12 protein-coding genes are annotated in these 12245 nt (G+C 39.3%); 8 read left to right on the top strand and 4 right to left on the bottom strand.

Features of this window, described 5'->3' with window-relative positions:
• Positions 1-138 precede the first annotated feature (138 nt).
• The 6 genes from IPL34_RS13820 to IPL34_RS13795 all read left to right on the top strand — a co-directional run bounded on the left by IPL34_RS13820 (position 139) and on the right by IPL34_RS13795 (position 4955).
• Positions 139-555, top strand: a complete 417-nt coding sequence (locus IPL34_RS13820) for an element excision factor XisH family protein (RefSeq protein ID WP_296842034.1) — start codon at positions 139-141, stop codon at positions 553-555.
• On the top strand, positions 540-887 hold the full coding sequence (locus IPL34_RS13815) for a XisI protein (protein ID WP_296842033.1): 348 nt from the start codon (positions 540-542) through the stop codon (positions 885-887). Before IPL34_RS13820 ends, IPL34_RS13815 begins: the two co-directional genes overlap by 16 nt.
• Positions 888-1252: 365 nt before the next feature.
• Complete coding sequence (locus tag IPL34_RS13810; protein ID WP_296842032.1) at positions 1253-1828, top strand: hypothetical protein; 576 nt, start codon at positions 1253-1255, stop codon at positions 1826-1828.
• Positions 1825-3210 (top strand): 7-cyano-7-deazaguanine synthase, encoded by a 1386-nt coding sequence (locus IPL34_RS13805; protein ID WP_296842031.1) that lies wholly within the window; start codon positions 1825-1827, stop codon positions 3208-3210. The genes IPL34_RS13810 and IPL34_RS13805 overlap by 4 nt, the downstream gene beginning before the upstream one ends.
• The gene (locus IPL34_RS13800) at positions 3200-4369 is read left to right on the top strand and encodes an XRE family transcriptional regulator (protein WP_296842030.1); all 1170 of its coding nucleotides are present in this window, start codon (positions 3200-3202) and stop codon (positions 4367-4369) included. The genes IPL34_RS13805 and IPL34_RS13800 overlap by 11 nt, the downstream gene beginning before the upstream one ends.
• Positions 4347-4955 carry a hypothetical protein gene (locus IPL34_RS13795; RefSeq protein ID WP_296842029.1) on the top strand — a complete coding sequence of 203 codons (609 nt, stop codon included), beginning with the start codon at positions 4347-4349 and terminating at the stop codon, positions 4953-4955. Before IPL34_RS13800 ends, IPL34_RS13795 begins: the two co-directional genes overlap by 23 nt.
• A 71-nt stretch (positions 4956-5026) precedes the next feature.
• On the opposite strand, the gene IPL34_RS13790 is transcribed toward IPL34_RS13795, so the two are convergent.
• Positions 5027-5335, bottom strand: coding sequence for a CopG family transcriptional regulator (locus tag IPL34_RS13790; RefSeq protein WP_296842028.1), 309 nt, complete (start codon positions 5333-5335; stop codon positions 5027-5029).
• A 146-nt stretch (positions 5336-5481) separates the two neighbouring features.
• On the opposite strand from IPL34_RS13790, the gene IPL34_RS13785 reads away from it, so the two are divergent.
• The gene (locus IPL34_RS13785) at positions 5482-6396 is read left to right on the top strand and encodes a hypothetical protein (protein ID WP_296842027.1); all 915 of its coding nucleotides are present in this window, start codon (positions 5482-5484) and stop codon (positions 6394-6396) included.
• 64 nt (positions 6397-6460) lie between these two features.
• On the opposite strand, the gene IPL34_RS13780 is transcribed toward IPL34_RS13785, so the two are convergent.
• From IPL34_RS13780 to IPL34_RS13770, 3 genes are all read right to left on the bottom strand, one after another.
• Positions 6461-6835 carry a hypothetical protein gene (locus IPL34_RS13780; protein WP_296842026.1) on the bottom strand — a complete coding sequence of 125 codons (375 nt, stop codon included), beginning with the start codon at positions 6833-6835 and terminating at the stop codon, positions 6461-6463.
• Between the two features lie 118 nt (positions 6836-6953).
• Positions 6954-7892: a TIGR01777 family oxidoreductase gene (locus tag IPL34_RS13775; RefSeq protein WP_296842025.1), complete on the bottom strand. Its 939-nt coding sequence runs from the start codon at positions 7890-7892 to the stop codon at positions 6954-6956.
• A gap of 18 nt (positions 7893-7910) precedes the next feature.
• Positions 7911-11378: an acyl-[ACP]--phospholipid O-acyltransferase gene (locus IPL34_RS13770; protein WP_296842024.1), complete on the bottom strand. Its 3468-nt coding sequence runs from the start codon at positions 11376-11378 to the stop codon at positions 7911-7913.
• A gap of 343 nt (positions 11379-11721) precedes the next feature.
• Between IPL34_RS13770 and IPL34_RS13765 the strand changes: the two genes are divergently transcribed.
• Positions 11722-12210, top strand: coding sequence for a hypothetical protein (locus IPL34_RS13765; RefSeq protein ID WP_296842023.1), 489 nt, complete (start codon positions 11722-11724; stop codon positions 12208-12210).
• Positions 12211-12245 lie beyond the last annotated feature (35 nt).

Genomic DNA, 12245 nt, shown 5'->3' with positions numbered 1-12245 from the left:
CTAAAAAGTGGCGCATACGTTAGCGGGTATTAGCGTGAGAGTCTAGGAGCGAAGTGGTAGACGATAGGTATTATGCCCTTGGCTGACCAATCAGGCTGTTATAATAATTTAGTGTTAAAAAGATAAGGATAGGTAGTTATGTCAAAACGGGATAAATTTCACGATATAGTTAAGCAAGCATTAGAACGTGAAGGCTGGACAATTACTCATGATCCTTATGTATTTAAAACTGATCCGAAACTAGCAGCGGATTTAGGTGCGGAGCGGCTTATGGCGGCTGAGCGTGGTTATGAACGTATCGTGGTTGAGATCAAAAGCTTTTTAAACTCATCACAAGTATTTGACTTAGAAGCTGCTATTGGGCAATACGCGGTATACCAAGTGTTTTTGCAACGGAAAGACCCAGAACGTAAACTGTATTTAGCTGTCCCGCATCACGCTTTAGATAATATTTTAAGTCGTGAAGTCGGGCAAACTGTGATTGAAGCACTTAAAATCAATTTAGTTGTTTATTCTTTAGCAGAGGAGCAACCCTTATTATGGAAACCTCAGTAGCTTTTTATCAAACTTGTATCAAAACCCTCTTAAAAAACTATGAAGGTCTTCAAAGTGAACAAGCTAAAACTATCATCGTGGCTGATGATATGGGTATGCACTACTTAGTGCTTTGGGTAGGTTGGGAAGGACATAAACGTATTCATAGTTGTGCCTTACACTTAGATATTTTGGATGAGCGCATTGTTATTCAATGTAATGACACTGAAGAATTGATTGAAGATACTTTAGTGAGTATGGGTGTTGCACCTGATGCTATTGTACTAGGTACTTTGCCACCTTTCCTTCGCAAAGAAACCTCCTTTACACCTAAGTACTCAGTGGCGGCTTAAGCATTTTAAAATTATTATGAAAGTCCTAGATGGAATAATAGTAATTATTTTTGACGTTTTTATTGTTATTTTTTCAATAAAAACAAATACATATAATCACTGTTAGTAAATTCACTTTTTTAGCACACGAAATTCATACCAACATCACCATCATTCCTACCTCAAGATGAGGCTGACATGTCAGGTCTAAAAACAAACTTCATTTAAGTTTAACTATATGATTTTTATTAAAAATATTTAATGATACCTACTTACACATCTACCATATAACATATATTTCTTTATTCTCAATCAACTTAACTTGACATGTCATATTAAAAATCCTAAAGTACTCTGACATTAATATACTTAAATAGTCATAATATATGAGTGATGGCCCTTACAAATCTCTTAAAAGTCAACGTTGGTGGAAAAAATTTGCAAAAGTATTAGAAATGGATGTTTCTTCTAGTACTGAAATAAAGCAGACTCTCGAACAAGCTATTCGGCAGGACTTCAAAAATGAAATACCTCCAAACCTAATTAAAGATTTTAAGTCGTTATTCAAAATACCCTCTAATCATCAAATAAATATGTTTTCTGATAAAAAATCAGAATTTATTTTACTTGAAAAGCTCCAAATAAATTACTCTGGTTATCCATTAGTTGAAACAGCTATTGGATTTGCCCAACAAGCTCTAGCTGAGAATAAAGTTGGAGATGAGGCTATAATTAGCATTTTAAGTAAAACCATATATGAGCAAGTAGGTAGAAAGCATAGACAAATTACAGAACACTACTTAAGAGAAGATAACTCATGCAACGCTCAAAAGGTAATTAGACGCTCTGCTCAAGCAATTCAAACCCTTGATTGCAAAAAAAATGCAATGTTCTTATTAAGTAATGAAAAGCAAAGCAAGCCAATCAAATACAATGGGCTAGAAGATGGAGTACCGTTATGATGAGTTACTATCCTATACAACTATCAGAAACCTATATTGACGTTGTAGATGAAAACGAAAAACCTAAAAAAGATTGTATTAAATGCGAAATAGGGCTAAATATCAAATTTAACTCCAGTGTTTTAGAGCAACACTTTTTTTCAACTGAACAACCCATTATTGAAGACTTATTAGTAGTTGCTGCGTCGGTTGAGTTTGCTGATAGAGTAAAAAAAAGATCTCATGTTATTTGGGGAAGATATATAAACATAACGATACCTGTTTTTGAAAGACAATTATGGGAACAAGAAGAAACTTATAATGCTCTAGTGGAAACGCTTAACTTCCTAACTGGTGATAAATGGATACTCAATTTTAAAAAAAGAAAATATAAGAATATAAAACAGACGGCTCTTCCTATGAGATCAAATCCCCCTAAAGTCATTATGCCCTTTAGTAATGGTCTGGACTCTTATTTAGTTGGAAAATTACTTGATCTTGAATATGGTGATGAAGTGCAACGTGTTCGGATAGGAGGCAGGGCGAAATTTAGTAAAAAATCTAATAACCCTAATGATCGCTTTCTCTTAACTCCATTTTCGATATATGCTTTTAATTTACCAGAAACAAGTGTTAGATCTAGAGGCTTCAAATTTTCAATTCTCACAGCTATATCAGGATATCTTTCTAATTCTAAAGATATAATTATCCCAGAAAGTGGGCAAGGCTCCTTAGGTGTTGCCCTAGTACCTGTAGGCCAAATTTATCCAGATTATAGAAATCACCCTATTTTTTTAAGAAAAGTAGAAAGATTTATTAATCTAATTTTAAACTACAATATATTTTATAAATTCCCTAGAATATGGTTTACTAAAGGCCAAACTTTACAAGCATATTTAAATATCAATAGCTCTGATTCGATTTGGACAAAAACTAAAACTTGTTGGCAATCATCAAGACAATCATCTATTTCAGGCCAACATAGACAGTGTGGTATCTGTGCAGCTTGTATGCTTAGACGCTTAAGTGTTTATACTGCTAGAGCTAACGAACCCATTACAAACTATCTCTGGGAAAACCTGAAAACACCAAAATTTGATCAGGGTGTGGTTAAAGCCATGAAACCTTCTCAATTAAAATCTATGTCTGAGTATGCAATAGCTGGGACTTTACATCTACAAGATTTAGCAGATGTTAATAAGCCATTTTATAATGAGGATATGCTAGATAATACAACATTCAAACTGGCAAATGCTTTAAATGAGCCTCAACCTGAAGTTAGGAGAAAACTTGAAACCATGCTAAGACAACATAGAAAAAAATGGAATGATTTTCTTAATTATCTAGGAGACAGCTCTTTTATTAGCCAATGGGTTAAAAGAGAAAAATATTATGATATCTAATTCTATTACGCCTACCGAGTTAGGTGAAAGACTCAGAATAGCTAGAGAGTCTTTAGGTATTACGCAAGCTAATGCTGCCGATGTTATAAAAGTTGCACGTACAACACTTGTAGCTATAGAAAAAGGGCAGAGAAAAGTTCGGCTCGAAGAATTAGAGTTGTTGGCTAAGCTTTACCAAACATCAATTAATGCTTTAGTACGTAAACATGCTGTTCACATTGATCTTGTACCTAGATTTAGAAAAACCAATGAGGGTACTGAAATAGCTGCTTTAAATGCAGCAAATTATTTAAGCAATCTTGTCAAAGCAGAGGTTGAATTAGAAACACTATTAGGAATCACAAAGCATAAAAACTATCCCCCAGAACGTCCAATACTTTCAGGTAATATATTACTTCAAGCTGAAACCAATGCCCTTGAATTAAGACAATGGCTGGGGCTTGGATTTAGTCCTATAAAAAATATTCTAGCTATATTGGAAATGGACTTAGGAATTAGGGTTTATGTAAGGGATTTGGATCCCAAAATTTCAGGCTTATTCACATTTGATGAAAAAATTGGGGCTTGCATTTTAATTAACGCAAAACATCGATATGATCGTCGTACCTTTAGTGCTGCTCATGAGTTAGGACATTTTATCTCAACAAGAAATGCTCCAGAAATTTTAATTGATACCAATCAAGCCTCTCGCGAAGAAAACTATGCTAATGCCTTTGCTAGATGCTTTCTAACGCCATCACGCTTAGTCACACAAAAATTTCAGGAAATTACTACTGGATCATCTACTCTAACGAGAACACATGTTATTTCCTTAGCATATGAACTAGGAGTATCTAGAGAAGCTACTGTTAGGAGATTAGAAGAGTTAGAGCTAGTAAGAGCTGGAACATGGGATTGGTTCAGTAATAATGGTGGTATAACTGATGAACAAGCTAAACAAGTATTGGGCGAATTATATAATGCTCCTTATTCAAGGGAAACTAGTAGGCCAACATCTCTAAGAATGAACTTGCTTATTGCAGAGGTAAGTCGTAAAAACCTTCTAAGTGAAGGACAATTAGCTCGATTACTACATATAGATCGTATTGAGTTAAGAGAAATTCTAGACGCCTTAAACAATGATGGGGACGAGCTTGATGATGCACCGAAGCTGTCTTGATAACTCAAATACTACTTTAGTACTAGATACTAGTGTGATTATCAATTTATCTAAATCAAAATACTCTTATCAAATCTTAGAACAAGTACCTAATCACTTAGTAGTCGTTAATCAGGTAATGGAAGAGCTACAAGCAGGTTCTTCTGTTTTTCAGGATATAAACTATCTTATCAAACAGGGTATTTTACATCTCACAAAACTCGATGAAACCTCATCATTGCTTTTTGAAGAGTTAATTATGGGATTTGGCTCAAACTTAGAAAACTTAGACGATGGTGAGTCCGCCACTATTGCCTATGCGCAAACGACTAAATCTACTGCATTATTAGACGAAAAAAAGGGACTAAATTTATGTAGCCGAGAACTACCTACTTTGAAAACTGCAACTTCATTTGACTTATTTACACATAATCAAGTCATAAAACACTTAGGATTAGAATTAGTTAGAGAAAGTCTACAAAATGCACTTATATTTGCTCGTATGAGAATAATACCTGAGCACTATGATGTTCTTATACAAATAGTAGGCCCAGAATTTGCTAAAACTTGTGCAAGTTTACCAACAACTCTGAGAAATCAACTCTAGAAAATATGCCCCATTTTCAATTAAAAAATCTGCAAAACGCGCAATATCATTTCGCGCTTCGGGCGATAAAATTACTTGTGACATACAGGCAGCTCTGGTGAATTAGTAGTACCGAGGTTTTTTGCCCATGTCTCTAATTCATCTAAAGTAATATGCAATCCTGTTGCTTGAAAACTCTCATAAGAACGTACTGCTTGAGCCTCATACTCCAAACGGGCTTGCTCTTGCGCAACATAATTATCCACCGCCTCTAACACTAAACTATGTAGAGTACGTTGCTTGTGTTTGGCTAATTGTGCTAACGCTTCTTTGCGAGCGCCTAATTTGATTGAGGTAGTACCTGCTGAAGTACTAGCCACATTAGAATTCATAGTTGCCATTAGTTATCTCTCTAAAGGTGTTACTAGGTGACACCTTTAAGTCTATAACCAACAAACAAGAAAAATAAATCCCTTTAGTACTACTACCCTAGCGAGACCAACCCCCTCTACTATAATCCCACTATCTCCAACCCAAAGTACCCACTATGGCTGAAAAAGATATTGTTAGCAAAGACGTACTCCAATTCTTAGCCGCTGATATTGCTAATATTTTGCTGCATTTGGATGTCGATAAAAACTCAGTAGAACTCCTGCAAACCGAACAACAGCGCGTTGAGTCACGCCGTGCGGATATGGTGGCGCGAATGCGTAAACGCGAATCCGGTGAACACTTTATTTTGCATGTCGAAATTCAAAACGCGAATGATGCAACTATGCCTATTAGAATGTTGCGCTACCTCAGCGATATTTTAATGATGTACGCCGAAGAGCCGATTTACCAATATTTGGTCTACATCGGCAAACATCGCCTCAGTATGCCAAACCATTTGCCTTTAGTGGGCTTTACCTACCAATATCAAATACTGGATATGCACACCGTCGATTGCAGCTTACTCCTTGCTCAAGACACACCTGAGGCATTAGTGCTGGCAATTTTATGTGACTTCAAAGAACGCCCTACGCAACAGGTAGTGAATTATATTGTCACCCGTCTACGCGAACTCACAGGCGACAATGAACAAGCGTTTCGCAATTATTATGAAATGCTCGAAACTTTAGGCGATAATAGGGACTTACAAGCCAATTTAGATGAGGCTATCAAGATGCTGACACAAGTAGATATTACCCGCTTCTCTACTTACCGCTGGGGTCTAGAGGCAGGAATTAAACAGGGTTTTGATGCAGGCGTTGCACGAGCACGCACTGAACTAGAACCTTTGCTCAGTGAAAAAGAATTAGCTCTCAAAAAAGAGGCTGAAGCTAAACAGCGACTTTTAGAAGGAATCAAACAACTGATTGCACTGAATACTATGTCGCATCAAGCCATTGCGGACTTATTTAAGCTGAGCCTTGAGGAAGTGGAGCAGATTGCTAACCAATCCACTCCCACCCAACATTAAATTATAAAACCCTATGCTAGATCCCTTCACTCCTCGTAAGTGAAGGGTTGCAAACTAGGATAAATTAATGATGTGGTCTCATCGGGCGCTGTGGTCGCTCAGGACGATGCGGACGCCAAGGTCTAGGACAAGGATTAAAGGCACAATTTCGAGCTGGATTACGTGTCACAAACCCGCCCCCCGGACACATCCGTAAATCCTTAGCACACCCACGCGGAAGCAGCGGTTTGGGAGGTCTAGGAATAGGCTTCACAGGCGGTTTAATTGTCGGGCAAGCTTTAAATGCACATCCGCGACTCGCGTCCCGACTCACATAACTACCATCGGGACACTGTTTCACATCCATCGTGCACACCATCATCATTCTAGCCTGAGCAGGCAAACTCACCATACTCAACGCCAGCGCCGCCAACGCCATAAAGGAATATGCTACTTTCATCACCCATACCTCGCTATGTAACGGTTTAATCAACTACTCCACCTTTAAGCATAGTTGATCAACCACCACTGGCAAGTGATGATTTTTTAACGCGCTCTAAAATCCCCTCCGGCTACTCTTAACCACAAATCGCCTCTAAAGCAGAGCGCATCGTAGGATATTTAAACTTAAAGCCCTTTTGGGTTAGTGCCTGTGGAATCACCTTTTGACCTTCCAGTAATAAATCCGCCTGCTCCCCTAATAAAAGCTTCACCGGCCATGCGGGAGTGGGAAAAAAGGACGGACGCTTTAATACGCCCGCAGCAGTTTTTACAAATTGCTCTTGAGTGACCACTTCCGGTGCGGTGAAGTTATACGCCTTAGCTGCATTGGGATTATTCACTAGCTCGCTCCATGCATGGGCTAAGGCTTGTAATAAATCCTCAAGATGAATCCACGACATCCATTGTTGACCTGTACCCATACGCCCTCCTACCCCTAACTTCACGGGTAGCAACATCATAGGTAAAGCCCCGCCCTGCCCCAGCACCACCCCAAAGCGCATGGTCGCTACTTTGACACCATAGCTTTGCGCTTGTAGAGCGGTTTTTTCCCAGTCTTGGCATAGCTCTGACATGAAAATCGCTTGGGGTGGGCTAGTTTCCGTCAGAGCGGTTTGATCGCCTTGACGCTGAATCCCGTAATAGCCAATCGCTGAAGCCGATAATAACACTGGCGGTTTCGTGGTCTGCTGAGCCATCCAATCTATTAGGGTTTGAGTCAATTGAATCCGGCTAGCACGTAATACAGCCTTTTGCTTTGCCGTCCACGGTTTACCCAAAATCCGCGCACCCGCCAGATTAATCACTGCCGTAATCGGTGTATTAGGTTTAAAATCAGCTAAATGACTAATCGCCTGAACTTTACCCTTAAATAAGGCTTGAGCCTTTTGTACATTACGTGACAACACCGTCACTTGGTGTTGATTAGCCAACAGTTCTTTAATTAAAGCTTGACCAATAAACCCTGTTCCACCCGTTACTAAAACGTGTTGAGGTGCACTAGGAAAGGTAATCATCCGTTTAGACTCCTGTTATTAAGCACTTTGCTCTAATTGCAGTGCTAATTGACGTGCTGCTGCAAAATCAGTTTTACCACTACCTAGTTTAGGCACTTGCTCAACCATATAGTAGTTAGCCGGAAGCATGAGGGGATTAATCTGTTTTTCGACTAATTTGGCACGAATGTCTTTAGCTTCATAAGCACCGGATAATAATGATACTAATAACACTACCTTTTCACCCTTTTTATCATCCGCTAAATTCACCGCGACTATATCCATATCAGGGTTTTCCATCGCTTGGCGAATTTCCATTTCAATAGCAGTGAGACTAATCATCTCCCCGCCTAATTTAGCAAAGCGTGAATACCGATCTACTATTGTTAAAAACCCATCCTCGTCTATATGACCTTTATCTCCGGTTTTATACCAACGCGTCCCTTCTAATTCGATAATGGTTTTAGCCGTTAATTCAGGGTTATCCAAATAACCTTTCATTACTTGTGGTCCACTAATTAAAATCAAACCATCTTGACCTATTGGCAACATGGCTAAACTATCAGGATCAACCACACGGAAACAGGTTCCGGGCAAAGGTAAACCCACCGTGCCCGGACGATTACCTTGCTGCACAAACCAATAACGCGAATCTAATTCATCCGGTATATTTACCGCCGCTACCGGAGATAATTCGGTTGCGCCATAGCCCTCTAAAATCATTTTGCCAAAACGCTCATTGAAAACCCTCCTCACTTCTGGAGTAAGCTTTTCCGCACCCGCTACGACTAAGCGTAAAGGCTGAAACATTAAAGGATGGATTTTATTATTGCGTGCGTATAACCGTAAAAAGGTAGCTGTGCCAAATAATACCGTCGCTTCATAACGTGCTACCCCTTTGGCAATATTCAAACCATCGGTAGGATCTGGATGACAAATTAAGGGAATACCCTCGGCTAAAGGCAACATAGTAGTGGCTAAAAAGCCAAAAGCATGAAAGGTAGGTAAAGTTCCCATTAATACATCATTATCACGAGTATTGAGTGTATCGGCTACTTGGCGCACATTAGCGGCAATATTACGATGCGAAAGCATAATGGCTTTGGGTAAACTTTCACTGCCGCTACTAAATAAAATAGCGGCAGTTTCCTCTAAATCAACTTGCTTTACATAACGCCACTGTAACCATTTAGCTGGCAATAAATTGACTGCCAATAAGGTCATGATCATTTTATACTTAGGAATACTAGCCTTAATATCCTCTAAATAAACCAGCTCTAAACCCTCAAAAATCTCCGCCACTTGAATATTGCGCTCTTTGAGTTTTTCCACAAATTTTTGCGAGGTAAAAATACGCTTCATCCCTGTTTGGGTAGCAGCATGTCTTAAAGCAGCCGTACTAGCAGTGAAATTTAAATTCACCACGGTTTTACCCAAGGTGAATACTGCCATATTCGCCAATGCACTTCCCACACTCGTTGGCAATAACAATCCCACATTAGGCTCTGGGTTTAAACGATTAATCGCTTTAGCAAACCGAAATACGCCCGTCATAAAACGGTGATGGCTAATAGGATCGCCTAATACATCGGCTGCGGCTAAACCCATACCACGGCGCTTAGATACACGTAACCAATTAATAGTCACTGGATCTAGAATACGTGAATACTCTTGCCATGAACTCATAGACAGCTCAAACACCGCTTGTTTTAAGGTAACAGCATCGGTGGTTTTTGAAAGAGGTTTACCAAATGACACAATAATATCGCGCTTAAAACCGGATTGACGATTCGCTCGTAAAAAACCACTGGAACGTGAAAAACGACTACCCCACAAGCCATGCAAATAAAACGGCACAATCACAGCCTCTGTGTCCGCAATCGCTTTTTCATAGCCTTTTTTAAACTCACCTAATTGACCAGTACGGCTAATAGTGCCCTCTGGGAATAAACATACTACTTCACCCTCATTAAGCAATTGCGTAATTTTTTTCAACGCCTCATTACTAGCAACTCCGCGAATGGGTACAACCTTAAATAAATCCAATACCCATTTTAAATACCAGCGTTCATAATAGCCCCGCTCCATCACAAAATGTAAACGCCTAGGGCTAGCAATTTGCACTAAAGCCCAGTCAATCCAACTAATATGATTGCCTAATAGCAGCACCCCGCCGCGCGCCGGCAAGTTTTCAAAACCTAATACTTTTAAACGATAACGCGCTTTAAAAATATACTTAGCTACAAACTGCAATAAAGATTCGGGTAAATGATAAATAGTATAGATAGCACCAAAAGCGGCAATGACTGTTAAGACACTAAATAACCATAGACTACTGACACCCGCTAAGCTTAAAGCGACAGTGCCCACTAAAAAGCCCAGCATCGCTATATTTTGAATTAGGTTATTAGTTGCTAAAATGCGCCCTAGTTGATTGTTTTCAGCATGATATTGCATGAGTGCATTCAGCGGTACTACAAATAATCCACCCATAATACCCAGCACTAAAAAGTTCAGCGCTTGTAGAGTCATGGTTGGCCACCAAGTAATTAAGCCAATAGTAAAAAACACACCCACTGCACTAATCGGCACTAGCCCCGTCTCAATATGGTGTTTAGATACTCGCCCCGCAATTAAAGAACCTATTAATATTCCTATGCCAGAACAAGCCATTAGACCTTGAATATAAGCTGTATTATGAATATTGAGCGAGCTTTCTATATAGCTGGGGTAAATAGCTAAAATAACTTGTGCTAAAGACCAAAATACCGCAATCCCTATAATAGAGAGCCAGATAACACTTTGGCTATGCACATAGTTAATATCACTCACGCTCGATTTAGCGCTCACATAGTCTTGCCAAGCATAGCGCTGTTCTGGTGCTGCCGCCGGAGTCATGGGCAATTGATAAGCCAATAAAGTTTCAAGCAATGATAATCCGACTAATACCCAACCCAGTGGGGCTATAAACTGTAAAATATCGCTCTCAGTGGTATAAGCATTACTTTCTAAACGCACCTCAAATAACACGGCAAAGAGAAAGGTGCTAATCAAAATAGCAATCATGGTAACGGACTGCACAAAAGCATTCCCTTGCGCTAGCTTTTTTTCCCCAATTAGCTCTTTAATATAGCCATATTTAGCCGGTGAATAAAAGGCACTTTGTAAGGCTAATAAAAAGGTCATTGCAAACGAAAACCAAAACCATCCCTGATAATAACCCAAGGTAATAAGTAAGGTGAGGAGTACCGCAGCCCATGCGCTGTAACGCATGACTTGAGGTTTACAATATTTGTCTGCCACAAACCCCGAAGGACTAAATGCTAGAATAAAAGGTAATAAGATTAAGGCGTTGACTATGGCAGTTAAAATAACTTGTTCAGAACCATCGTAAATTTTAAAAATAGTATTCTGAATAATAATTTTATGACCCAGATCTACAAACGCATTCAAAAAGGCTAAGCTTAAAAAAGCCAAAAAACCCGAAATGCGTAATACTTGTAACATGAATGGTTCTCCTCAAGGGGCGATGATGGCTAAACACCATACTCGGTTTGGTGCTCAAACCCAACACTAGCGGGGAGAAGTAGCATGCCATAATGCTAGAGGTAGTGGATAGTACTCTCTTGAGACAAACGTGCTTAACTAATGCCTACTAGGACTGCGCTTAATAGGATTGCTAAGGGTGTCGATACCAACCGCTTACCTGATTTTTCACTGATCACATCACTCATAAGCTGACTTTTATAAATTTAATTTATATATTAGGAAGTAATAGAGCAGTTTAATAATGCTCTAGCTGACTCACGATAATTAAAATAACCCCTATTCCAAATTTTGGAGTGTTTACATGAGTTTCAATTGTTTTGTCGGTAGCTATGCTACTAACTCTATTAGAACATGCTCTACGCCACCCACGACCCCAACCCAAACAGCGGGTAGCGACAGTTTCAAAACCTCAAGATGTGCATCCGGTGGTAATTGGTTTCAAGGTAATACCCAAAATCTACACAATGTATTAGGCGGCTTAGTAGGGAAAATAGGTCATCATTCATCTGCCTTGGGCACGCCATCAGGCTGTGGAACAGACTCACTGTATCAAAATGTGGGTAAAGAGCATTGTGGTAGTAAATCTCATGGACATACCACGGGCGGGCATCACTTGATTAATAGTAATACTGGCTTACCAGACAATAATATTGCTAATGAGCCACTTGTGACTACTGACACTAACCTTGCTCTAACTGGTAATCAAGCTAGCAGTAATAGTGCTAATAACAATCCCATCGCCGTGGAAAACGCCAATTCCAATTCTGCCATAGTGACTACAGTAATCTAAGCATGACAAGGTAAAGTTTAGTGTTAGGTTTAGCA

Origin of the sequence: Thiofilum sp. (assembly GCF_016711335.1) — a bacterium.
In the GTDB taxonomy this organism is placed as follows: domain Bacteria; phylum Pseudomonadota; class Gammaproteobacteria; order Thiotrichales; family Thiotrichaceae; genus Thiofilum.
The sequence above is the reverse complement of the archived record's forward strand: the minus strand, read 5'-3'. Positions and strand labels throughout refer to the sequence as shown.

Bases quoted from the DNA above. Each gene is read 5' to 3' on its own strand.
- IPL34_RS13765 (WP_296842023.1), top strand. From the start codon at position 11,722: ATGAGTTTCAATTGTTTTGTCGGTAGCTATGCTACTAACTCTATTAGA.
- IPL34_RS13810 (WP_296842032.1), top strand. From the start codon at position 1,253: ATGAGTGATGGCCCTTACAAATCTCTTAAAAGTCAACGTTGGTGGAAA.
- IPL34_RS13770 (WP_296842024.1), bottom strand. From the start codon at position 11,378: ATGTTACAAGTATTACGCATTTCGGGTTTTTTGGCTTTTTTAAGCTTA.
- IPL34_RS13815 (WP_296842033.1), top strand. From the start codon at position 540: ATGGAAACCTCAGTAGCTTTTTATCAAACTTGTATCAAAACCCTCTTA.
- IPL34_RS13780 (WP_296842026.1), bottom strand. From the start codon at position 6,835: ATGAAAGTAGCATATTCCTTTATGGCGTTGGCGGCGCTGGCGTTGAGT.
- IPL34_RS13800 (WP_296842030.1), top strand. From the start codon at position 3,200: ATGATATCTAATTCTATTACGCCTACCGAGTTAGGTGAAAGACTCAGA.
- IPL34_RS13790 (WP_296842028.1), bottom strand. From the start codon at position 5,335: ATGGCAACTATGAATTCTAATGTGGCTAGTACTTCAGCAGGTACTACC.
- IPL34_RS13785 (WP_296842027.1), top strand. From the start codon at position 5,482: ATGGCTGAAAAAGATATTGTTAGCAAAGACGTACTCCAATTCTTAGCC.
- IPL34_RS13795 (WP_296842029.1), top strand. From the start codon at position 4,347: ATGATGCACCGAAGCTGTCTTGATAACTCAAATACTACTTTAGTACTA.
- IPL34_RS13805 (WP_296842031.1), top strand. From the start codon at position 1,825: ATGATGAGTTACTATCCTATACAACTATCAGAAACCTATATTGACGTT.
- IPL34_RS13775 (WP_296842025.1), bottom strand. From the start codon at position 7,892: ATGATTACCTTTCCTAGTGCACCTCAACACGTTTTAGTAACGGGTGGA.
- IPL34_RS13820 (WP_296842034.1), top strand. From the start codon at position 139: ATGTCAAAACGGGATAAATTTCACGATATAGTTAAGCAAGCATTAGAA.